The following is a 23,538-nucleotide window of genomic DNA, read 5'->3' on the forward strand; positions in this document are numbered from 1 at the left end:
AGCCGTTCTCGTCGATGGAGCAGCGGTAGGACCGGGTGGTCGTCCGGCGGGGTTCGCTCCGGGCTCCGGCCCGCCTGGTACGGCGGCCGGGCAGCCCGCCCCCGCTCACAACCGCCCCGGAGATACACACGCTGCCCAAGCACCCTTGCCGGGGTTGCGGAGAACGTCAAGGCGGTTGTGGGGCGATACGGCCCGTTTCAGGGGGACTTGATGGCCATTCAGGACCGGCAACTGTGACGCATGCGGCACGGAAAAGCGCGCGGGTCGTCCACCGACCCGCGCGCCCCGTCCGCAGGGTGCGGCTACTTCTCGCTCTGCTTGCGCCAGCGGATGCCGGCCTCGATGAAGCCGTCGATCTCGCCGTTGAAGACGGCGTCCGGGTTGCCCATCTCGTACTCCGTACGCAGGTCCTTGACCATCTGGTACGGGTGCAGGACGTAGGAGCGCATCTGGTTGCCCCAGGAGTTGCCGCCGTCGCCCTTGAGGGCGTTCATCTTGGCCTGCTCCTCCTGGCGGCGCCGCTCCAGGAGCTTGGCCTGCAGGACGTTCATCGCGGACGCCTTGTTCTGGATCTGCGAGCGCTCGTTCTGGCAGGAGACGACGATGCCGGTCGGCAGGTGCGTCAGCCGGACCGCGGAGTCCGTGGTGTTGACGCCCTGGCCGCCGGGGCCGGAGGAGCGGTACACGTCGACGCGCAGGTCGGACTCGTCGATCTCGACGTGGTCGGTCTGCTCGACCACGGGCAGCACCTCGACGCCCGCGAAGGAGGTCTGGCGGCGGCCCTGGTTGTCGAACGGCGAGACGCGCACCAGGCGGTGGGTGCCCTGCTCGACGGAGAGGGTGCCGTAGGCGTACGGGACCTCGACGGCGAAGGTGGTCGACTTGATGCCGGCCTCCTCCGCGTACGCCGTCTCGTAGACCTCGGTCTTGTAGTTGTGCCGCTCGGCCCAGCGCAGGTACATCCGCTGGAGCCGCTCGGCGAAGTCCGCCGCGTCCACCCCGCCGGCCTCGGCGCGGATGGTGACCAGCGCCTCGCGCGCGTCGTACTCGCCGGAGAGGAGGGTACGGACCTCCATCTCGTCCAGCGCCTTGCGGACTGCCTCCAGCTCGGCCTCGGCCTCGGCGAGCGCGTCCGCGTCGTCCTCGGCCTCGGCGAGCTCGAAGAGGACCTCGAGGTCGTCGATCCGGGCGCGCAGGGCCTCGGCCTTGCGGACCTCGGCCTGGAGGTGGGACAGCTTGCTGGTGATCTTCTGCGCCGCCTCGGGGTCGTCCCACAGGGACGGGGCGGCCGCCTGCTCCTCGAGTACGGCGATGTCCCCCCTCAGCGCATCCAGGTCCAGGACGGCCTCGATCGACCCCATGGTCGAGGAGAGGGACTTCAGCTCTTCGGAAATATCGACGACTGCCACGGGTCCAGCGTAACGGCTGTCGGCGCGGACGTTCCTCGGGCCGCCGGATCACCCCGCGCGGCCACCGCGGCGCGCACCCGTCACGGGGTCGCCGGGGCGGAGTTCTCCGTCTCCCGGGGTCCGGGGTCCGCGTCGTCGCCGCTGAACGCCAGCCAGCCGGCCGCGCCGAGCCCGGCCACCAGCACCAGGGCCGCGGCCCCCAGCGTCAGCCGGCGCTTGCGGACGGCCGCCGCCTTGTTGCGGGCCGAGCCGGGGCGGGGGCGGCCGGGGGCGCGCGGGGCGCGGGCGGTGCCCCGGGGGCCGCCGGACAGCTCGTCGGGGGCCGGTACGCGCATGCTGGTGTGGGTGTCGCGGTTGGAGTCCGGGAAGGAGCCGGGCACCAGCGGGACGGCGCCGCGCCTGCGGGGCTCGTCGCCGGCCGGGGTGTACTGCTGCTCGTCGTAGCCGGGCGCGCTCTCCGGCTCCTCGTCCGGCTCGTCCACCTCCAGCGGCGGGATGCCGGCCAGCTGCGGCAGCTGCTCGCGCAGCCGGGCGGCCAGTTCGGAGGCGCGCAGCCGGGAGGCCGGGGCCTTGGCGAGGCACTGGACGAGCAGCTGCCACAGCTCGTCGGGGATGCCGGGGAGCGGGACGACGGTCTCGGTGACATGGCGGCGCAGCACCGCGCCGGGGTGGCCGCCGCCGAACGGCGTGAAGCCCGCGAGGAGCTCGTACAGGACGGTGGCCAGGGCGTAGATGTCCACGGCGGCACGCGGCGGCAGGCCCTCGACGATCTCGGGGGCCAGGTAGTCCGGGGTGCCGATGATCTTGCTGCTCTTGGTGCGGCGCGGGGTGTCGATGAGCTTGGCGACGCCGAAGTCGGTGAGCAGCGCGGGGTGGGAGTTGCCGGGGCCGAGCGGGCCCTCCATGTCGAGCAGGATGTTCTCGGGCTTGACGTCGCGGTGGACGATCCCGGCGGCGTGCGCGGCGGCGAGGCCGTCCGCGACGTCGGCGACGATGGCGACGGCGGCCTCGGGGGCCAGCCGGCGTTCGCGGTCGAGCCGGGTGCGCAGGTCGGTGCCCCGGACGAGGTCCATGACGAGGGCGAGGTCGTTGCCGTCGACCACGAGGTCGCGGACGGCGACGACGTGCGGGTGGTCGAGTCCGAGCAGCGCGGTGCGCTCCTGGACGAACCGGCCGACGAGCTCCTGGTCGGACGCGAGGTCCTCGCGGAGCAGTTTGATGGCGACGGGGCCCTCGGGGCCGTCCCCGAGCCACACCGTGCCGGCGCTGCCGCGCCCCAGTATCTGGTGGGCGGTGTACCGGCTGCCGATTTTCCGTGCCAAGACTGCTCCCTCAGCGGCTGGCGATGGACCCCAACAACCCCCGGTCGACAAAGTTACGCGGCGATCGGGGGCCCGTGCGCCGCGGTCGGCGCCAACCTTCGCTTCTGCGGGCGAATCGCCCCGGATTCGGCCCGCGGAAGTCGATATAGCTACAGAGTCGTGCGTGCGTCAGTTGCCGCCGCTGCCGCTGCCGCCCAGTTCGGAGAACCAGTCCTTCACCGTGGAGACGGCGTCGGTGATGGCGTTCCAGTAGCTCTGGCCCTGGCCGATCCAGTCCTTGAGCGGGGTCAGCTCCCAGATCAGCCAGCTCGCCACGAAGAGCAGGACCAGCGTGAACAGGCAGCCCTTGAGGCAGCCGAGTCCGGGGATCTTCATCGGGTTGGCGCTGCGCCGCCTCGGCTCGCGGGGTGGGCGCGGCGCCGGCTGCTGGGGCTGCTGCGGCGGCGCGTACTGCTGTTGCTGCGGCGGGGGCGCGTACTGCTGCTGGGGCTGCGGCCGGTACTGCTGCTGGGGCTGCGGCCGGTACTGCTGCTGGGGCTGCGGTTGCGGCTGGTACTGCTGCGGCTGCTGGTACGGCTGCGGCGCGGGCTGCTGGTAGGGCTGCCGGTCGCGCGGCTGCTGCGGCGGCGGGGCCTGCCGGCGCTGCGGGCGGCGGCGCAGCGGGTCCTCGCTCGGGTCGAGGTACTGGACCTGCGTCTGCTCGTTGCGGTCGCGGGCGGCCCGGAGCTGGGACTGCCAGGGGTGGGGGTCCTCGGGGCGCGGCTCGCCCTCCGGGCGCGGCGGTACGGGCGGCAGGACGGCGGTCGGGTCGGCCTGGGGGCCTGCGCCGGGGCCACCGCTGTGCGGCAGGACGCTGGTGGCCCCGTTCGGGTCGTACGAGCCCGCGTTGCTCGGCAGCACCTGGGTCGGGTCGGCGGCACCGGGGGCCTCGGGCACGGCGGTGGGTGCCGGGTCCGGCGCGAGGAGGGCGGCGACCCCGTCGGCGGCGGCGATCTGCGCGGCGCTCGCGTGCACCCCGATGCCGGCGGCGACCGTACGCAGGGCGCGGGCCAGGTTCTCGGCGCTCGGGCGGCGGTCGGGGTCCTTGCTCAGGCAGCGCTCGACGACCGTCCACAGGGGCTCGGGGACGGTGCTGGGGCGGCGCGGCTCCTCGCTGAGGTGCCGTTGCAGGACTTCGAGGGCGGTGCCGCCGGCGAACGGCGGGCGGCCGGTGAGCAGCTCGTACAGCAGGATGCCGGCGCCGTAGATGTCCACGGCGGAGGTCTGCGGGCGGCCCTCGGCGGACTCCGGCGCCACATAGGCGGGAGTGCCGACGAACTCGTGGGTCCTGGTGAGCCCCGGCGAGTCGGCGAGGCGCGCGATGCCGAAGTCGGTGAGCATCGGGCGCATCTCGCCGTCCGGGTCCGCGAGCAGCACGTTGGCGGGCTTGAGGTCGCGGTGGACGACCCCGTCCGCGTGGCTGGCGGCGAGCGCGTCGGCGATCTGCGCGGTGAGCAGGGCGGCGGCGACCGGGGTGAGCGGTCCGTTGTCCCGCAGGTAGTGGTGCAGGTCGGGGCCGTCGATCAGGTCCATCACGAGGGCGAGGAGGTCGCCCTCGACGACGAGGTCGCGGGTGCGCACGATGTTGGGGTGGGTCAGCCGCAACAGGACGGAGCGTTCCCGCAGGAACCGCATCACCACGTCCGCGTCGTTGGCCAGCTCCTCCTTGAGGACCTTGATCGCCACGGTCTCGCCGGGCCGGCCGGTCACGGCCGCCTCCGCGCCCGCCGCCTCGCGCTGGCTGGCGCGCCAGACGGTGCCCGTGGCGCCGCGTCCCAGCGGCTCCTCGAGCAGGTACTTGCTGCCTACCGGCCGCACGTCATGCGCTCCCTGCTGGTCGTGGAACTTGCGGTCCCCCCGGAGATGCCTCCCGGAGTTTCCGGCCCACTCTAGAGGCTGTACGGGGCTCCCTCCCCCGGCCCCGTACGCACGGGTCGCGGGGGAAGACGCCCGCGTCGCGCGGATGGTTGCCGCGGCGGTCCGGGGGAAACGGTCATGCCGCACTTTTGGGGGCGGAGCAGACCTTTCAAGATCACTTACCGGTGACCGCCGGGCGTGTTGTCAGTGGCAGGTGCGAGGATGCCTGGAGCACCACTGTGGGGTCGGGAGCCTCGCGGTGCGTGACGAACCTGTACCGGACGACGCGTCCGTGTCGGGTGGGGGGAATCACAGGGCGTCTCCCCGGCCGGGCCCGCGCGCAGAAGGGACCGCTGACGGCGATGCAGATCCGGCTGACCGTCCTCGCGCCGCCCAGCGGCCAGACCCCGGCGCGCGCCTGCGATGTGCTGGTGACCGCCCCAGCGGGGACGGCCCTGGCCACGGTCGCCTCCGGCCTGGCGATGGCCGTGGCGGGCCCGGAGGGCTCCCTGGGCAGCGGTGCGGTGGTGCTCTTCGCGGGCCGGGAGCGGCTGGACGCGCAGCGCTGCGCGCTCGGCGAGCCGCCCCTGGTCGACGGCGCGATGCTCTCGCTCCAGGCCCCCGGCGAGGACGAGGCCGTGGACGACGTGGTGCCCGCCCGGCTCCAGGTGGTCGCCGGGCCCGACGCCGGCGGTGTCCATCTGCTGCACGGCGGCACGGTGCGCGTCGGCCGCTCGGCGGAGGCCGACGTCCCGCTGGACGACCCCGATGTGTCCCGGCTGCACTGCGAGGTGACCGTCTCGGACGACGGCCGGGTCACCGTGGCCGACCTCGGCTCCACCAACGGCACCTCGCTGGACGGGGCGCAGGTCCGCGACCGCCCTGTCCGGCTGGCCCCCGGCGCGCTGCTGCGGCTCGGCGAGTCGACGCTGCGGCTCGCCTCCGGCGCGCGTACGCCGGTGCTGCCGACGACGCCGGACGGCGAGGGCCATCTGCGCGTGGCGCGCGTCCCGGCCGCGCCCGCCCCGGACCAGGGGGGCGAGGCGCCCGCGCCCGCCGCCCCCGCGAGCGGCCCGCCCCACCACGAGCACCCCCTCCCGGACGGCGCCGAGCCCCCCGCCCCGCCCGGCGCACCGGCCGGGCCGCCCGAGCGGTCCGCCGGGCCGGAGGCGCCCCGGCGCGGCGGCCTGGGCGCCTGGGCCCGCCGCTTCAAGGGCGCCAGGGCCGTCCCCGCGGAGGCCGAGGCCCCGGAGCCGCCCGCGCCGCCCGCCCCCGCCGTGTCCGCCGCCCCGCCCGCGGCCCCGGAGGGCACCTGGCCCGACCCGGCGGCCGTCCTGCTGACCGCCCTGGGTCCCGGCCCCCGGCTGTGGGAGCGCGCCCCCGATCACCCGGAGGCGCTGGTGGTCCGGCTGGGCACGACCGACCGGGCCGATCTGCCGGCCGTGCCGGTGACCGTGAGCCTGCGGGAGGCGGGTTCGCTCGGGCTCGCCGGGCCGCGCGAGCGGCTGTCCGGGCTCGCCCGGTCCTGCGTGGCGCAACTGGCCGCGCTGCACTCCCCCGCCGACCTGGAGATCGTGCTCATCAGCACGGACCGGGCCCGCTCCACCGAGGAGCGGCGGCGCGAGTGGTCCTGGCTCGGCTGGCTGCCCCATCTGCGGCCGATGCACGGCCAGGACTGCCGGCTGCTGCTGGCGTTCGACCGGGACCAGGCGCTCGCCCGGACCGCCGAGCTGGTCCGCCGGCTGGACGACGGGCCGCTCGGGCCGGGCTGGGCGAGTCAGGACCCGGCCACGATCGCCGAGGCCGCCCGCGCCCGCACGGGGCCGTTCACCGTGGTGATCCTGGACGGCGATCCGGGCGCCGCCGCGCTCCGGGAGAGCACCGCCCGGCTGGCCGCGGCCGGCTCGGCGGCGGGCATCCATCTCATCTGTCTGGCCGAGACCCCGGCCGCGACACCCACCTCGCCCGTCGCCGCCACGTACGAGGCCGCGTGCCACGCGTCGATCCCGTTCCGCGAGTGCGGGGCGGTGGGCATGCTGAGCGGCGATGTGGCGACGGCCCTGCGGCTGCTGCGCACGGCGGGCGGCCGGGCCGCCGGGCACGGCACGGTGGCCTCGGTGGACGCGGTGTCGGCGCACTGGGCGCAGCGGTTCGGGCGGGCGCTGGCGCCGCTGCGGGCGGAGGGTTCGGCCGCGCCGGGCGACCGCCCGCTGCCGGTGGCGCTCCCGCCGAGCGCGCGGCTGCTGGACGAGCTGGGCCTGGCCCGCGCCACCCCGGCGTCCCTGATGGCCCGCTGGGCCTCCGCCGCGGACGACCACCCGGCCCCGCGCGTGGGCGCCCAGCGCACGGCGGCCCAGGCCCCGGACACCCGCGGCTCGGGCCGCACCCCGTACCCGGACCGGACGACGACGGGCTCCGGCCGCACGCCGTACCCCCGTACCGCGACCGGTGATTCCGGGCGCACGCTGTACTCCGCCGGGGGCGGTGCCGTCGAGGGCGCGGGGAGTACGCAGACCGTGACGCGGGCCGCGCCCCGGGGGGCCGTGTACGCCGGGCGGCCCGTGGTCGTGCTGGGGGCCGGGCCGCGCGGGGCGGTGAGTGTGGATCTGGCCGACGAGGGGCCGCATCTGCTCATCGAGGGGCCCGGCGGCAGCGGGCGCAGCGAGTTGTTGCGGGCCGTCGCGGCGTCGCTGGCCGCCGCCGCCCGGCCGGACCGGCTGGGCATCGTGCTGGTGGACGGGGCCGGCGGCGAGCGCGGCGAGTCCCTGCGGCCCTGTACGGAGCTGCCGCACGCGTTCACGCATCTGGTGGCGTCGGACCCGGTCCGGATGCGGGAGTTCGCCCAGGCGCTGGGCGGCGAGGTGAAGCGGCGGGCCGAACTGCTCGGCGAGCTGGAGTTCGAGGAGTGGCACAGCCGCCGGGAGGAGGAGCAGGGCCAGGGTCAGGGTCAGGGTCAGGCCGCGGCGTCGGTCCCCTCGCAGCGGGGTGACGTGGAGGCACCGGCCAGCGGCACGCTCCGGCTGCGTGCGGGCGGCGGCCGGCCCGTCGATCCGGGGCCGTCGCCGCTGCCCCGGCTGGTGGTGCTGGTGGACGACTTCGACGCGCTCATAGCCCCGGCGCTGGGGAGCCCCGGCCGGCCGGCGGCCGGTTCGGTGGTGCGGGCGCTGGAGGCGGTGGCCCGTGAGGGCGGCCGGCTCGGCATGCACCTGGTCGCGACCTCGGCCCGCCCGGACCGTACGGAGGACACGGAGCTGGCGCGCGGCGCCCGGCTGCGCATCGTGCTCGATCCGCCCGCGGTGCCGCCCTCGCCGGACGAACCGGCGCCGGGCCGGGGCAGGCTGGGGCATCCGGACGGGCGGGTGACGCCGTTCCAGGGCGGCCGGGTGACGGGCCGCATCCCGCGTACGGCGACGCTGCGGCCGACGGTCGTGCCGCTGGAGTGGGAGCGGATGGGCGATCCGCCGACCCGCCGCCCGGTGCGGGAGCTGGGCAACGGGCCGACGGACCTGGCGCTGCTCGCCAGCGCGCTGGAACGGGCGGCGCGTTCGGTGAACGCGCAACCCCTGGCGCCCCTGGTTCCCTGACCCGGGCCCCGGCCGGTTCGGCCACCGCGCCGGAGCCGCCCCCTCCGCCGCCCCGGACCGGGCTGGCTCCGCGTCCCGGACCGGGCGGCCCGATCGTCCCCCAATCGCCGGATACCTGCACTGACGACACGTCACGAGCCCATCACGATCAAGGAGTTGGGGCCGAGCGCGGTATTGCGGCGTCCGGACGCCGGGCATAGGACTGTGCGCACACGACGATGTGACGCATGACCGGGGGCGCCGGCTTTCAGGACCGGCGCCGGACCGGCGCACGCGCACGGAGAGACGGGGCAGGGATGCGCACAACCCTTCGTATTCGCAGGGCGGCCGTGGTGTTCACCGCCATCGGCGCACTGGCCCTCACCGCCTGCGGCGGCGACGGTGACGGCGGAGAGAAGAAGACGGACGACGGCGGCTCCACGCCGGACAAGAACTCCGCGCCGAGCGTCGTTTTACCGAAACTGGACGGTGAGAAGCTCTCGGTCGCCGCGGTCTGGACGGGCCCGGAACAGGCCAACTTCGTCAAGGTGCTCGACGAGTTCGAGAAGCGGACCGGCGCACAGGTGACGTTCGTTCCGGCACAGGACCCGATCGTCAACTTCCTCGGTACGAAGATCGCGGGCGGTCAGCCGCCGGACGTCGCGATGATCCCGCAGGTGGGGGCGATCCAGCAGGCCGTGGCGAAGAAGTGGGCCAAGCCGGTCGGTGCCGAGGCCAAGGCCGAGCTGAGCAAGAACTACGCCAAGGTCTGGCAGGACCTCGGCACGGTGGACGGCACCCAGTACGGGGTGTACTTCAAGGCCGCCAACAAGTCGCTGATCTGGTACAACGCCAAGGCGTTCGAGAACGCGGGCGCGAGCGAGCCGAAGACCTGGAACGACTTCCTGAAGACCGCCGAGACGGTGTCCGCCTCGGGTGTCACGCCGGTCTCGGTGGGCGGCGCGGACGGCTGGACGCTCACCGACTGGTTCGAGAACATCTATCTCTCCCAGGCCGGTCCGGAGAAGTACGACCAGCTCGCCCAGCACAAGATCAAGTGGACGGACGGGTCCGTCAAGGACGCGCTGACCACGCTGGCCCAGCTGTTCGGCAAGCCCTCGCTGATCGCGGGCGGGGCCGACGGCGCGCTGCAGACCGAGTTCCCGACGTCCGTCACCCAGACGTTCACCGGCGGGGACCAGCCGAAGGCCGCCATGGTCTACGAGGGCGACTTCGTCAGCGTCAACATCGCGCAGACGAAGGCGAAGATCGGCACCGACGCCAAGGTCTTCCCGTTCCCCGCGGTCGGCCCCGAGGCCCCCGTGGTGACCGGCGGCGACGCGGCGATCGCGCTCAAGGACGGCAAGGGCGCCCAGGCGCTGCTCACCTGGCTGGCCTCCACCGACGCGGCGAAGATCGCGGCCGGTCAGGGCGGGTTCATCTCCCCCAACAAGGGCCTGGACCCGGCCGCGTACCCGAACGACGTGCAGCGCACGATGGCGAAGGCGCTGATCGCGGCCGGTGACGCCGTCCGGTTCGACATGTCCGACCAGGCGCCGCAGTCGTTCGGCGGGACGCCCGGCAAGGGCGAGTGGAAGATCCTCCAGGACTTCCTCAAGAACCCGAAGGACATCGCGGGGACCCAGGCCGCGCTGGAGTCCGCCGCGGCCAAGGCGTACAAGAGCTGACGGCATGACGACAGCGGCAGCGGGGGGCGCCGACGAGGCGCTCCCCGCCGACAGTCAACGGTCCGGCGGGCACCGGGTGCCCGCCCCCCGGAAGGCCGCCCCGGCCGGCTCCCCCGGTACGCCGGGCCGCCCCGGCCGGAGCGTGACCGGCACCCGCAGGGTGATCGCGTCGCTCTTCCTGCTGCCCGCGCTGGTGCTGCTCGGGGCCCTCGTGGTGTACCCGATCGTGTACTCCGTCTACCGGTCGTTCTTCGACCAGGCGGGCACGGGCTTCGCCGGCCTCGACAACTACCGGACCCTGTTCACGGACGACACCATCCGTACGGCGGTCAGGAACAACGCGATCTGGGTGGTGTTCGCGCCGACGATCTCCACCGCGCTCGGGCTGATCTTCGCGGTGCTGACCGAACGCATCCGCTGGGGCACCGCGTTCAAGCTGGTCGTCTTCATGCCGATGGCGATCTCCATGCTGGCGGCGGGCATCATCTTCCGGCTGGTGTACGACGCGGCGCCGGAGCGCGGGGTCGCCAACGCGGTGTGGGTGGGCGTGCACGACACGTTCGCCGAGTCCTCGGGCTTCCCGAAGGCCCATCCGCTGCCCGTGCACCCGCTGAAGGCGGCCGGTGGCGGCGCGTTCGTGACGAAGACGACGGTCCACGCCGGTCAGCCCGTCAAGCTCCCCCTCGTCGGGGTGCTCCCGGCGAAGATGCCGGGCGACGCGAAGCCCGCGCAGGCCCCGGAGGCGGCCGGGGACGGCGCGATCACCGGCACCGCGTGGCTGGACTTCACCAAGGGCGGCGGCGGCAGGCCCAACGTCATCGACGCGAAGGAACTGGGACTCAAGGGCCTGAAGGTGGAGGCCGTCAAGAACGGCGAGGTCGTCGCGACCGCCCGGGCCGGCGCGGACGGCACGTTCACGCTGCCCGCCGCGGCGGACGGCGCGGAACTCCGGCTGCCGGCCGACAACTTCAGGGAGCCGTACAACGGCGTCAACTGGCTCGGCCCCACCCTCGTGACCCCCGGCATCATCGGCAGCTACGTGTGGATGTGGGCCGGGTTCGCGATGGTGCTGATCGCGGCCGGACTGGCCGGACTGCCGCGTGAACTCCTGGAGGCGGCGCGGGTGGACGGCGCCAACGAGTGGCAGGTGTTCCGCCGGATCACCGTGCCGATGCTCGCCCCGGTCCTCGCGGTGGTGCTGGTCACGCTGATGATCAACGTGCTCAAGATCTTCGACCTGGTGTTCATCATCGCGCCGGGCTCCTCGCAGGACGACGCCAACGTGCTGGCGTTCCAGCTGTACCGGTCCTCGTTCGGCACGGACGCGGACCTCGGGGTCGGCAGCGCCATCGCCGTGCTCCTGCTGCTGCTGGTGATCCCGGTGATGCTCTTCAACATCAGGCGGATACGGAAGGAGGGGCGCCGATGACCACGTCCCCGGCCACCACCGCAGGGGGCACCGGCACGGTGAAGGCACGGCGGTCCCTGGGCGCCCGGCTCGCGGCGGGCGCCGCGGGCGGGGCGATGCGGATCTTCCTGGTCCTGGTGGCCCTGTTCTGGCTGATGCCGACCGTGGGTCTGCTGCTGTCCTCGCTGCGCGGCCCGGACCGGATCGCCGCCACCGGCTGGTGGAAGGTCTTCACCGCCCCCTCCGAACTGACCCTCGACAACTACTCCAAGCTGCTGGACAACTCGGCGATCACCGACTCGCTGCTGAGCACCGTGATGATCACCGTGCCCTCGACGGTCCTGGTCGTGGTGATCGGCTCGCTCGCGGGATACGCCTTCGCCTGGATGGACTTCCCCGGCCGCGACTGGTGGTTCCTGCTGGTCGTGGGGCTGCTGGTGGTCCCGGTGCAGGTCGCGCTCATCCCGGTGTCGAAGCTGTTCGGCGAGATCGGCATCTTCGAGACGACGCCCGGCGTGGTCCTCTTCCACACCGCGTTCGGGCTGCCCTTCGCGATCTTCCTGCTGCGCAACTTCTTCGCGGAGATCCCCCGGGAGCTGCTGGAGGCGGCGCGGCTGGACGGGGCGGGCGAGATCCGGCTGTTCACCCGGGTGGTGATGCCGCTGGGCGGGCCCGCGATCGCCTCCCTCGGGATCTTCCAGTTCCTCTGGGTGTGGAACGACATGCTGGTCGCGCTGATCTTCGCCGACTCCGGATCGCCGCCGATCACGGTGGCCCTCCAGCAGCAGGTCCGCCAGTTCGGCAACAACATCGACGTGCTGGCGCCCGGCGCCTTCGTCTCGATGGTGATCCCGCTGGCGGTGTTCTTCGCCTTCCAGCGCCAGTTCGTCTCCGGGGTGATGGCGGGGGCGGTCAAGTAGCAGATACGTAACAGAGCGGGGTGCTCCGGCCGGCCGGCGGGGGCGCCCCGCACCCCTGTGCGGGCCCGGAATCACGGGCCCGCGGGGCGCCCGTCATGGACCGGCACGCCCCGAATCACCCAAGGTTCACTTACTGTCCCGGGTAGTATGATAAGTGGGGCCTTCATCAGCCGCGCGGTCGACCACTCACGGGCCCGACGCGCCCCTGACCTCGAACGTCGTACGCCCGTCCGCCCCCTGACCGTCCTGCGGAGCCCGCCCCAGTACGCTGTGTGGTCTCCCAGTACGCACAGTCCGAGAAAGAGTCCGTATGCCCCGGCTGAGTGTCATCATCCCCGTCCGTCGCGCCCGAGGCAGTCTGCGCGAGTGCCTGGAGTCGGTGCTCTCCCAGTCGTTCACGGACATCGAGGTCATCGGGGTGGACGACGGCGCGCCGGACGGCTCGGGCCTGGTGCTCGACGAGTTCGCCGCGCGCGACAGCCGCGTACGGGCCGTGCACCTGGAGCCGGGCGCCGGGGCGCACGGCCGGCGCAACGCCGGGATCGAGGAGGCCGCCGGGGAGTACGTCCTGTTCCTGGAGGGCTACTACATCCACCTGCCCGGCTCGCTCCAGGCCGTCGTGGACCGGCTGGAGTCCACCGGCGACCCGGACGTGCTGGTCTTCGGCCACCGCAAGCGCCCCTTCCGCGGCAAGACCCGCTCCACCCGCTCGCTGGAGAAGCTGGGCTCCATGCCCGCCGGCCCGCTCACCCTCGTGGGCCGCCCCGACCTCCTGGACGTCGCCACGGTCTCCTGGAACCGCGCGGTGCGCCGGGGGCTCCTGGAGCGGGAGAGCGTGACCTTCGGTCCGGGGCCGCACGGCGAGCGGATGTACGCGCTGGCGACCCTCGCCGCCGCGGCCTCCGTGGCCACGCTGGACACCGCCTGCGTCGAGCACCGCCAGCAGCGCTACCTGCCCGGCCTGGTGGACGAGGCGGAGCCGACGGCCGGCTCGACGCCGCTGGAGCTGGTCGAGGCGTACGCCGCGCTGATGACCTTCGTCGAGGCCCGCCCGGCCCTGAAGGAGGTGCGCGGCCTCCTGTTCGAGCGCGCCTTCCAGGAGCTGCTCTCCGCGTACCCCACGGTGACCAAGCGCCGCCGGCAGTACGTCTCCGCCGTCGCCTCCTTCCACCGCGCGCACCGCCCCGAGGGCTTCAAGTTCCCCGGCGGCGCCAAGGGCCTGCGCCCGCAGCTGATGGGCGACGGCAAGTACACGGTGCTCGGCGCCCTGGACACCGCTCTCGCGACCCGCCGCAGCCTGCGCGCCGCGCCCTCCACGGCCCGCGCGAAGGCGAAGAAGCAGTTCACCAAGCGCTACTACAAGGCGCAGCGCAAGCTCCCGCTCGACCCGAAGCTGGCCGTGTACGCCGCCTACTGGAACCGCGGCGTGAGCTGCAACCCGGAGGCGATCTACCGCAAGGCCAAGGAGCTGGCGCCCGACATCCACGGCGTGTGGGTGGTCTCGAAGAAGAACGTGGACTCGGTGCCCAAGGGCATCGACTACGTGGTGCCCGGCACCCGCCGCTACTGGTCGGTGCTGGCTCGGGCCACGTACTTCGTCAACAACGTCAACTTCCCGGACCACCTGGTCAAGCGCCCCGGCCAGATCCACGTCATGACCCACCACGGCACCCCCGTGAAGATCATGGGCATGGACCAGCAGAACTACCCGGCGGCCGCCCAGGGGCTCAACTTCGACCGGCTGCTCAAGCGTGTGGACCGCTGGGACTGGAGCGTCTCCGCCAACCCGCACTCCACCGAGGTGTGGTCCCGCGCCTACCCCAGCGCCGCGCGCCCGCTGGAGACCGGCTACCCGCGCAACGACGTCTTCGCGACGACCACCGAGGAGCAGATCGCCAAGATCCGCGAGGACCTCGGCATCCGCCCCGGCCAGCGCGCCCTGCTGTACGCGCCGACGCACCGCGACTACGAGGCCGGCTTCACCAGCCGGCTGGACGTGGACAAGTTCTGCGCGGCCGCGGGCCCGGACACCGTGCTCCTGATGCGCGCGCACTACTTCTACGGCGGTTCCGGACTGCCGGAGAACGCGTCGGTCATCGACGTCTCCACGTACCCGCGCGTAGAGGACCTGTGCCTGGCGGCCGACGCGCTGATCACCGACTACTCCTCGGTGATGTTCGACTACGCCAACCTCGGCCGCCCGATCGTCGTCCACGCCCCGGACTGGGAGACGTACCGCACGGTTCGCGGGGTCGTCTTCGACCTGCTGTCCGGCAAGCCCGGTGAGACGCCGGGCGCGGTCACCACGACCACGGACGAGCTGGCGGCCGTCTTCACGGACGGCACCTGGAACAGCCCGGAGAACACGGCGCTGCTGAAGGCGTTCAAGGAGCGGTTCTGCCCGTACGACGACGGCCACGCCGCCGAGCGCGTGGTGCGCCGGGTCTTCCTGGGCGAGGAGCCGCCGGCCCCCGGCACCGTCTGACCCGCCTCGCGCGCCCGAAGGGCCCGGCACCGGAACGTTCCGGCGGCGGGCCCTTCGGGCGTCTCCCGGCTCAGCGCTGCTGGCCGGCCATCACCGTGACCAGCCCGACCACCACGAGCAGCGAGCCGCCCCAGGTCCACAGCGAGGTCCGTTCGTGCAGCACGGTCGCCCCGGCGAGCACGATCAGCAGATAGCCGAGCGCGTTGAAGGGGTAGGCGACGGAGAGCGGGACCTTGGCCAGCGTCGTCATCCAGGCGAGCGCGGACACCGCGAAGACCAGCAGCCCGAGCACGACCCAGGGGCTGCCGGCGGCGCGCATGACGACGGAGCCGCCGTCCCGCCCGGCGGCGGCCGCCGCGCCCTTCATCCCGTGCTTGAGCATGATCTGGCCGCCCGCCGACGAGAACACGGCGAACAGGAGCAGCAGCACGCTGGGCAGGGTCATGGCCTTGTTCCTGACTGCGGGGGGCTCGGGGGCGGCTGGTCCGGGGGCGGGCGGGGGTCCGGGGCGGGGCGCCTCAGACACCGACCCGGTGGTCGGTGGGGACGTACTGTCGGTCGAGGATGTCCTGTACATCGACGTGCTCTCCAGCGATGATCGTCTCGGCCGCGTGCGGGGTGAGCAGCGCGACGTGCTGATAGCCGAACAGCGTCGGCCGCACGCGGGTCAGCAGTTTCGACGCCCCGCCGAGTGCGGCGGCGAGTGGTCCCCGGCCGAGCAGCGACCAGAACGGCGCTCCGGTGGAGGAGAGTTCCAGGACGTCGTAGCCGGCGGCGCGCACGGTGCGGCGCAGGCTGGCGCGGGTGAAGAAGCGCAGATGCGTCTCGTCGAGGATGCCCCGGCGGTCGTAGTCGAAGGCGCCCGCGGCGACCCGCAGCCGGGAGTACCAGTGGCTGAAGTTGGGCACCGAGAGCAGCATCCGGCCGCCGGGCCTGAGCACCCCGGCCGCGGCGGCGAGGAGGTGTCCGGGGCGGGAGAGGTGTTCGATGACGTCTCCGGCCACCACGTAGTCGAAGCCGGTTCCGGCCTCGGGGGGCAGCCCCTCCTCCAGGTCGGCGAGGTGGAAGTGGCTGCACCGCTCGCGGACGCCGGGCACCTCGACGTAGTCCACGCCGGTCACCTCGTGGCCCAGGTCCTCAAGCCGTTCGGCGAACAGGCCGCCGGAGCAGCCGAGGTCGAGGACCCGGCCGGGGGGCAGGGCGCGCATCTTCTCCAGGATGACCGCGTGCGAGGAGCCGTCGCCCTCCTTGAAGGCGTACTCGACGGGCTTGGGAATCCACGGGCAGGTGCCGAACCCCTTGACGGCCAGCCGGTATTCGAGGACGTCCTTGACGACGTCCTTGGCGTACTTCATGCCGTTGACGTAGCAGATCTCGTCGCCGTAGTAGGTGGGGACGGGGATCTCCTTGATCCGCATGCCCGCGTTCAGCAGCTGGACGATGATCTGGGTGTCGAAGTCGAAGGCGTCGGTGTTCCGGTCGATCGGCAGCTGCTTGAGGGCGGCGACGCTGTAGGCGCGGTAGCCGGAGTGGAATTCGGTGAGGTCCGAGCCGAGGAGCCCGTTCTCCAGCCGGGTCAGGATGCGGTTGCCGAGCCACTTGTAGACGGGCATGCCGCCCTTGAGGGCGCTGCCGGACGTCATCATCCGTGACCCGAACACGGCTTCGCACTCGCCGCGTTCGATGGGCGCGACCATCTCGGGGAGCAGTTCGGGGGCGTACTGCCCGTCGCCGTGCAGCAGCACGATGATGTCGAGGCCGTGTTCGGCGGCGAGCGCGTAGCCGGCCTTCTGGTTGCCGCCGTAGCCGAGGTTCTTGGTGTGCCGCATGACCACGGTGCGCGGCATGCCCTCGGCCTGCGACCAGCGGCAGCCCGCCGTGAAGGTGGCGTCGTGGCTCGCGTCGTCGAGGATCAGGATCTCGTCGATCCGGGCCCGGAAGTCCTCCGGAATCCGGTCGAGGGTCTTCTCCAGCGTTGTCTCCGCGTTGTACGCGACCACCAGGATGCCGATCCTGGGGCTCGGGCTTTCCTTCACGGGGCGTTCTCCAGTTGCGCTCGGGGTGCGGTGCCGGGGTGGGGGACGGGGGGCGGGGACGTGGCGAGGAGGCGGCGCAGTCCGGTGGCGAGGCCGGCCGCGAGGACGAACCAGGCGGCGGCGCCCAGGTACAGCACGAACTCGTTCCAGCGGACGGCGGAGCGCCCGCTGTAGCCGAGTACGGCGACGAGTCCGGCGACCGCGCTGTACGCGCATCCCTCGACCGGGCCGAGGACGAACATGCCGGCGGCCGCCCAGGTCAGGTACTGGAGGCCGGAGGCGGTGGACAGCAGGAGCAGCAGCCCCAGGGTGAGGGCGACGACGCCGGGGGCCCGGTCGGGCCGCAGCCAGGCGAGCCATGTTCCGGCTGCCACGCAGGCCAGCACGAACAGGAAGTGGCCGCCGCCCTGCATGAAGGCGATGGCGGGTTCGGGCAGGCCCAGGACGTCCGCGAACCGGACCAGGCCCCACAGCCGGTAGCTGCCGCCCGCGTACTCCAGGACGTTGCGTTCCAGGTCCAGGGGCACGGTGAGCAGTGCGGGCCCCCAGATGAGGGCGGTGAGGCCGGTGAAGCCGGCGGCGAAGCGGACGAGGACCGGCCGGCCGCCGCGGAACGCGGCGACGAACAGGGCCGGGACGACCACGACCGGGATGAACTTGACGCTGATGGAGAGCGCCGCGGCCATGCCCGCCGCGAGCGGCGCCCTGCGGTCGGCCAGCAGGTGGGCGGCGGCCAGGGCGAACGCGACGGCGACGGCGTCGGTGTTGCCGTGGTAGCCGGAGGTCGCGATGAGGACCGGGCTGACGGCGACGCCGATGCCGCACAGCATCGCGGTGCGCGGGGTGGCGCGGCGGCGGACGATCTCGAACACCAGGAGCGCGCAGGCGAAGTCGGCGGCCGACGCGGGGAAGCGGATCAGGGTGGCGAAGGAGAACCCGAGTCCGGTGAGGTGGTCCAGGCCCAGCAGCATCCAGCCGGCCAGCGGCGGGTGGTTGTAGACGGGCAGGCCGGGCAGCGGCTGGGCGTAGATGTGGACGGGGCCGTACCCGGTGATGGCCTTGGCGAACCCCTCGAAGATCCGTACGTCGGCGGGGCCGGGTGAGTTGGCCGCGATGATCATACGGGTGAGGAGGCCCGCGATCGCCGCGACGAGCACGGCCGCCCTGGCCCGCCGCACGTCCGGTTCGCCCCACATTCGGATACCCATGAATCCAGAACGTAGCAACTTGACGACGCTATGCGACGCACCGAATCGTCACCGTGGCGTAAACCCTGGACCGGGTCGGGCCCCGAAACGCCGCTGCCCGGCCGGTGCGGGCAGTGGGGCTCCCCCGTGGGCGGGGGTGTCGGCTACAGCATGCGGTCGACCACGCGGGCGGTGGCCCGGCCGTCGTCGAGGTCGCAGAAGTCGTGCCGGAACTGCTCGTACGCCTTGGCGTGTCCGGCGATGGCCTTCTCCGGGTCGCGCAGCGCGGCGATCAGGTCGTCCGATGCCGGGATCAGCGGCCCGGGTGCCCGCGACTCGAAGTCGAAGCTGAACCCGCGCAGGGTGTCGCGGTAGTGCTCCAGGTCGTAGGTGTGGAAGAGCATCGGCCGCCCGGTCTGGGCGAAGTCGAACATCAGCGAGGAGTAGTCGGTGACCAGGGCGTCGCTGATGAGCATGAGTTCGCCGACGTCCGGGTAGCGCGAGACGTCCTTGACGAAGCCGGTGCCGCTGTCCGGCAGCCGGTCGGTGACCATGTAGTGACGGCGCACCAGGAGCACGGTGTCCTCGCCGAGTTCGCGCTCGGCGGCGGCCAGGTCGAGCTGGAGGCCCAGCGAGTAGCGCCCGCCGCCCAGGCGCTGGTCCTCGCGCCAGGTCGGCGCGTACAGGACGACGCGCTTGCCGGCCGGGATGCCCAGCTTCTCGCGTACGGCGGCGGCCACCTTGGCCCGGTCCGGGGCGTGGAAGATGTCGTTGCGCGGGTAGCCGCACTCCAGCACCTCGCCCTCGAAGCCGAAGGAGCGGCGCAGGACGGGCGTGGAGTACGTGTTCGGCGAGACCAGGAAGTTCCACTGCTTGGCCCGGTCGGCGAGGGTCGCGATGTACGCGGCGTTCGCCTGGGCGGTGCCGGCGAGTTCCAGGCCGATGCGCTTGAGCGGGGTGCCGTGCCAGGTCTGGACGACCGTCTGGTCCTCGCGGCGCGCGAACCACTCGGGCAGCTGGGTGTTGGTGACGATGTAGCGGCTGCGGGCCAGCGCCTCGTGCCAGGCGACCGAGCCGTGCTCGACGACGGTCGCGCCCTCGGGGATGATCGCCTGCTGGTCGCGGACGACCCAGATGTGCTCCACCTCGGTGCCCCGGCGCACCAGCTCCTCGTAGACCGCGCGCGGCGAGTCGGAGTACTGACGGCCGTCGAAGGTGCTGTACAGGGCGGCGGCGCGCAGCTGCTCGGAGCGCTGGGCGGCGTACGCCTCGCTCAGCAGGCGCTTGGCGCGCGGGCCGCGCTCGGCGGCGGTGAGCACGGAGCCGGAGACGACGAGGAGCTGGTCGCCGAAGCGGCGCTCCAGGGTGTAGTCGCGGCCGCGCAGCCGGCGGGCGGCGGGCAGGGTGTGGAAGGCGGAGGCGGGGATACGCAGCGCGCGGTCGCCGCTCTCGTCGGCGGCGCCCTTGTCCCGGAAGAAGAAGTACCAGTTGCCCTCGCCGAGCGGCAGCGCGCCGCCCGGACCCTCGACGGCGTCGGGCCGCAGCTCGGCGCGGAAGCGGCGGGCGCCCTCGGGGCCGGTGAACTCGACCGGGAAGACCTGCTCCTCGCGGTGGCCGCTGTTCTGCGCGACCAGCTCGACCGGGTGCTCCGGGTCCTCGGGGTAGTTGCCCTCCAGGAACAGCCGGCCGTCCTCGGTCCAGCTGGCCAGCTCGACGGCGGGCTGCACGGGCCGGTCGCCGATCACCAGGTTGCCGCGCGAGCTGGTGACGAGGGCCAGTTCGCGGCGGGCGCCGTCCGGTCCGCCGGCGAGCGGGTAGCGGCCGGGGTGCACCGAACCGGGCACGTCGAGCGAGGCCTTGAGGCCCTTGCCGACGAGGTGGATGCTGTACGAGACGCTCTTGGGGGCGTCCTCGCCGGCGGGGCGGTTCTCCTCGACGGTGGCGAGCGGCAGTTCGGCGGTGAAGCGGCTCCAGCCGGCTCCGGCGCCGGAGCCCACGGTGGCGGGCACCTCGAAGGTGGTCCTGGTGCCGCCGTGTGTCAGACGCAGCGTCAGTTCGCCCTTGACCAGGCGGGTGCGGACGACGCCGGAGACGGTGACGGTGCCGGGCTTGTCGCCCGCGTGCGTCTCGAACCGGGCGTCCACGCGCTCGGCGTGCAGCACCAGCTTGTCGCCGTCGAAGGCGGGGACGATGCGGTGGTCGCCGTCGGGGCGGTGGACGGGCGGGGCGACGGAGGCTTCGCGGACCGAGGGGAAGGCACGGCGCAGCAGGCCGTTGCGGGCGATGCCGACCTCGAACTGCCAGGTGAGCTGCTTGGGGCCGCTGTCGGCCTGGATGCGGAGCTTGGCGGCGTCCACGGAGGTCTCGAAGCCGGAGCGGTGGTAGTCGTGCAGGCTCTGGCGGGAGCGGGCGGTGGCCTCGGGCTCGTCGACGCGGCGCAGCCGGAGCGGGACGACGTTGCGCCGGCCGGCCCGGAGCCAGCCCAGGCGGAACTCGCTGGGCCCGGAGGTGACCGGGAGGTTGCGCACGTACGCGTAGCCCTTGAGGAACAGCTTGCCGTCGCGCCACTGGGCGTCGCGCAGCCGGGCGGCGAGCGGCAGGTCGCGGTCGGCGACGCGCAGCACCGGGGCGGGCACGGGCCGGGTGAGCACCGGGTAGTGGGCCTGGCGTCGGCGCACGCCGCTGACCTCGAAGGCGCCGGGCTCGCTCTTCTCCCTGAGCAGCAGCGCCAGCAGCTCGTCCATGCGGTGCTCGCGCACCAGGTACCACATCACGCGCAGGCGCAGCGGCAGCCCGTCGAGGACCGCGGGGTCGACCTGGTCGATGAACTTGTTGGTGTACGTGAGGAAGGCGTCCCGGTACTCCTGGTCGCCGTCCGGCAGGACCTCCATGAAGTACCAGAGGTCGTTGGCCAGCGCGTGGGCCTCGTAGTGGTTCTTGTCGGCGGCGGTACGCTTCGCGGCCAGGAACTCGGAGACGCCCTGGACGTGGGCGACGCGGTCGTGGATGCCGCGGACGACGGCCCGGCTGGTGGTGATGGAGCCGGGGCGGTCGCGCCAGTAGTAGACGGGGTCCTTGACGATGTCGACGGCGTCGGCCAGGAAGTGGGCGGGCAGCACGACGGGGATGTCCTCGTACAGCGCGCCGACCGGGAAGGCGAACTCGTTCTTGTCCCAGAAGGAGCGGCGGAAGACCTTGTTGCAGGCGATGCGGTCGCCGAGGAGGTCCAGGTCGCGCGAGACATGGGTGCGCTTGCGGGTGGTGGCCATGGGCTTGCGGAACATCGGCGACTGCACGAGCTTTCCGCCGGCCCGCAGCCGCAGCACGTTGCCGGAGGCCAGGTCCGAGCCGGTCTCCTCCAGCGACTCGACGAGCAGCTCGTAGGCGTTCGGCGGGATGATGTCGTCGCTGTCGCAGAAGGCCAGGTAGCGGCTCTCGGGGTGGCAGTTGCGGAAACCGGTGTTACGGGCGTGCCCCAGCCCGCCGTTCTTCTGCCGGACCAGCTTGAAGCGGTCGTCGCCCGCGGCGAACTCCTCGGCCAGCGCGGCGCTGCCGTCGGTGGACCCGTCGTCGACCATCACCACCTCGAGGTCGGTCATGGTCTGCTCCGCGAGGGACTTCAGGCAGTCCGTCAGGAAAAGTTCCACGTTGTAGACGGGGACAACGACACTGAGCCGTGGCGGCATGTTGAGCACGTCCGTTCATCAAGGGCCTGGCTATCCATGGGGCTCAACCGCGAAGGCGGTCGCGGGTCACCGGTTACGGTCCCGAACGAGTGACTACGCCTGCACCGTGCTCGCCCCGCGCCCACACCCCGGAAGGCCCGGTGGGCGGCCCGCCCACCAGATTAACCGATCGACGGGTGCCCCCTAAAACACGCTTGCACACCCGTTCGGGCCTTCACTCGCCGGGGGTCGGGCCCTGGGTGAGCGCCGTCACGGCGGAGGCGGCGAGGTCGTCCAGGTACCCCGGCGGCAGCTCGCCGCGGACCACCGCGAGCCGCCAGTAGAGCGGCCCGACGATGAGGTCCAGGGCCCGGTCGGGGTCGCTGCCGGGCGGCAGCTCGCCCCGGTCGACGGCGTCCCGGACGACCACGGCGGCGATGCCCTCCCGCGGGTCGAGCAGGGCCGCCTTGATGGCGTCGGAGATCTCCGGATTGCGGGCCGCCTCGACCAGCAGGTCCGGGATGACCTGGGAGGCGAGCGGGTGGCGCAGGGCGTACGCGGCCAGTTCGAGCACGGCGCGCACGTCCCCGTGCAGCGAGCCGGTCGCGGGGGCGGGCAGGCCCTGCGCGGCGACGGCCGAGACCAGGTCCAGCACCAGGTGCAGCTTGGACTTCCAGCGCCGGTAGACGGCCGTCTTGCCGACGCCGGCCCGGCGCGCGATGCCCTCGATGGACATCCGCGCGAAGCCGACCGCCGCCAGCTCCGCGAACACCGCGCTGCGAATGGCGTCGGTCACGTCCTCGCGCAGGACGGCGGCTCCCGCCGGGGCTCGGCGGCGGCTTCCGGGGTCGGTGGTCATGGCCGAATCATAGTCCGCGACGACGAAACGGTTGCGTTCCGACGTCGTGACGTCCTAACCTCTGCGTTGCGACGAAACGGTCCCGTCCCGTCGCCGGACGTGTCCTCCTCCGCCCGTACGCGGTGCCCCCGCCTGCCCGCCTCCCGTCGAAAGCGATCGTGGTGAGCCAGACAACAGCCCCGGCCCCGGTGGACACCCCGCCGCCGACCGCCCCGCCCGTGTACGGCCCCGGCGAGCTGGCCGAACTCGCCGCGCGCCACGGCCTGACCGTGAGCGGTGCGCGCCCCTCCCTGCCGGCGTACGTACGACAGCTGTGGGGGCGCCGGCACTTCATCACGGCGTTCGCCACGGCCAAGCTCACCGCCCAGTACAGCCAGGCGAAGCTCGGCCAGATCTGGCAGATCATGACCCCGCTGCTCAACGCGACGGTCTACTACTTCATCTTCGGCATCCTGATGAAGACGAAGCACGGCGTACCGGACTTCGTGCCCTTCCTGGTCACCGGCGTGTTCATCTGGACGTTCACCAGCTCCTCGATCACCGCCGGCACCCGCGCCGTCAGCGGCAACATCGGGCTCGTCCGGGCGCTCCACTTCCCGCGCGCCTCGCTGCCCATCGCGCTCGCCCTGCAACAGCTGCAGCAACTGCTCTTCTCGCTGGGCGCGCTGCTCCTGATCCTGCTGGCGTTCGGCCAGTTCCCGCAGCCGGCCTGGCTGCTCGCGGTGCCGGCGCTGGCCCTCCAGGCCGTCTTCAACACCGGCGTCTCGATGGTCATGGCCCGGCTCGCCGCGCGCACCCCGGACATCGCCCAGCTCACCCCGTTCGTCCTGCGCACCTGGATGTACGCGTCGGGCGTGATGTGGAGCATGGACACGATGCTGAGCGGGGACCGGGTCCCGCACTGGGTGAAGCTCGCCCTGGAGCTCAACCCGGCGGCCGTCTACATCGACCTGGTGCGCTTCGCGCTGATCGACAGCTTCGGCGGGAACCAGCTGCCCCCGCACGTCTGGGCCGTCGCGGCCGGCTGGGCACTGCTGTGCGGCGCGGGCGGGTTCCTGTACTTCTGGAAGGCCGAGGAGAGTTACGGACGTGGCTGAGCG

General features: G+C 73.0%; 14 protein-coding genes. 6 read left to right on the top strand and 8 right to left on the bottom strand.

The annotated features are described in order from the left end of the window. Nucleotides 1–302: 302 nt before the first annotated feature. The 3 genes from prfB to OG710_RS10005 form a co-directional block, all read right to left on the bottom strand. The gene (prfB, locus tag OG710_RS09995; RefSeq protein ID WP_330239003.1) at nucleotides 303–1,409 is read right to left on the bottom strand and encodes a peptide chain release factor 2; all 1,107 of its coding nucleotides are present in this window, start codon (nucleotides 1,407–1,409) and stop codon (nucleotides 303–305) included. Between the two features lie 80 nt (nucleotides 1,410–1,489). Then, nucleotides 1,490–2,731 (bottom strand): serine/threonine-protein kinase, encoded by a 1,242-nt coding sequence (locus OG710_RS10000; RefSeq protein WP_330239004.1) that lies wholly within the window; start codon nucleotides 2,729–2,731, stop codon nucleotides 1,490–1,492. Between the two features lie 168 nt (nucleotides 2,732–2,899). Next, nucleotides 2,900–4,588 carry a serine/threonine-protein kinase gene (locus OG710_RS10005; RefSeq protein ID WP_330239005.1) on the bottom strand — a complete coding sequence of 563 codons (1,689 nt, stop codon included), beginning with the start codon at nucleotides 4,586–4,588 and terminating at the stop codon, nucleotides 2,900–2,902. Nucleotides 4,589–4,989: 401 nt separating this feature from the next. Here OG710_RS10005 and OG710_RS10010 point away from each other — a divergent pair, with 401 nt between their 5' ends. From OG710_RS10010 to OG710_RS10030, 5 genes are all read left to right on the top strand, one after another. Next, on the top strand, nucleotides 4,990–8,211 hold the full coding sequence (locus OG710_RS10010; RefSeq protein ID WP_330239006.1) for an FHA domain-containing protein: 3,222 nt from the start codon (nucleotides 4,990–4,992) through the stop codon (nucleotides 8,209–8,211). A 296-nt stretch (nucleotides 8,212–8,507) separates the two neighbouring features. Continuing rightward, a complete protein-coding gene (locus OG710_RS10015; RefSeq protein WP_330239007.1) occupies nucleotides 8,508–9,878 on the top strand; it encodes an ABC transporter substrate-binding protein in 1,371 nt (456 codons plus the stop codon). A gap of 4 nt (nucleotides 9,879–9,882) precedes the next feature. After that, on the top strand, nucleotides 9,883–11,307 hold the full coding sequence (locus OG710_RS10020; RefSeq protein WP_330239008.1) for a carbohydrate ABC transporter permease: 1,425 nt from the start codon (nucleotides 9,883–9,885) through the stop codon (nucleotides 11,305–11,307). Beyond that, the gene (locus tag OG710_RS10025; protein ID WP_330239009.1) at nucleotides 11,304–12,206 is read left to right on the top strand and encodes a carbohydrate ABC transporter permease; all 903 of its coding nucleotides are present in this window, start codon (nucleotides 11,304–11,306) and stop codon (nucleotides 12,204–12,206) included. Before OG710_RS10020 ends, OG710_RS10025 begins: the two co-directional genes overlap by 4 nt. A 310-nt stretch (nucleotides 12,207–12,516) precedes the next feature. Continuing rightward, nucleotides 12,517–14,691, top strand: coding sequence for a bifunctional glycosyltransferase/CDP-glycerol:glycerophosphate glycerophosphotransferase (locus OG710_RS10030; RefSeq protein WP_330239010.1), 2,175 nt, complete (start codon nucleotides 12,517–12,519; stop codon nucleotides 14,689–14,691). A gap of 70 nt (nucleotides 14,692–14,761) precedes the next feature. On the opposite strand, the gene OG710_RS10035 is transcribed toward OG710_RS10030, so the two are convergent. The 5 genes from OG710_RS10035 to OG710_RS10055 all read right to left on the bottom strand — a co-directional run bounded on the left by OG710_RS10035 (nucleotide 14,762) and on the right by OG710_RS10055 (nucleotide 22,438). Continuing rightward, nucleotides 14,762–15,136 carry an EamA family transporter gene (locus OG710_RS10035; protein ID WP_199563871.1) on the bottom strand — a complete coding sequence of 125 codons (375 nt, stop codon included), beginning with the start codon at nucleotides 15,134–15,136 and terminating at the stop codon, nucleotides 14,762–14,764. A gap of 73 nt (nucleotides 15,137–15,209) precedes the next feature. Then, complete coding sequence (locus tag OG710_RS10040; protein WP_330239011.1) at nucleotides 15,210–16,727, bottom strand: bifunctional glycosyltransferase/class I SAM-dependent methyltransferase; 1,518 nt, start codon at nucleotides 16,725–16,727, stop codon at nucleotides 15,210–15,212. Then, nucleotides 16,724–17,923: a glycosyltransferase family 39 protein gene (locus OG710_RS10045; RefSeq protein ID WP_443064325.1), complete on the bottom strand. Its 1,200-nt coding sequence runs from the start codon at nucleotides 17,921–17,923 to the stop codon at nucleotides 16,724–16,726. Before OG710_RS10045 ends, OG710_RS10040 begins: the two co-directional genes overlap by 4 nt. A gap of 155 nt (nucleotides 17,924–18,078) precedes the next feature. After that, nucleotides 18,079–21,609 (bottom strand): bifunctional glycosyltransferase/CDP-glycerol:glycerophosphate glycerophosphotransferase, encoded by a 3,531-nt coding sequence (locus OG710_RS10050; RefSeq protein ID WP_330239013.1) that lies wholly within the window; start codon nucleotides 21,607–21,609, stop codon nucleotides 18,079–18,081. A 205-nt stretch (nucleotides 21,610–21,814) separates the two neighbouring features. Beyond that, nucleotides 21,815–22,438, bottom strand: a complete 624-nt coding sequence (locus OG710_RS10055; protein ID WP_330239014.1) for a TetR/AcrR family transcriptional regulator — start codon at nucleotides 22,436–22,438, stop codon at nucleotides 21,815–21,817. A 158-nt stretch (nucleotides 22,439–22,596) separates the two neighbouring features. Here OG710_RS10055 and OG710_RS10060 point away from each other — a divergent pair, with 158 nt between their 5' ends. Further along, nucleotides 22,597–23,535 (top strand): ABC transporter permease, encoded by a 939-nt coding sequence (locus tag OG710_RS10060; protein WP_330239015.1) that lies wholly within the window; start codon nucleotides 22,597–22,599, stop codon nucleotides 23,533–23,535. Nucleotides 23,536–23,538 lie beyond the last annotated feature (3 nt).

Source organism: Streptomyces sp. NBC_00525 (genome assembly GCF_036346595.1).
GTDB lineage: Bacteria > Actinomycetota > Actinomycetes > Streptomycetales > Streptomycetaceae > Streptomyces.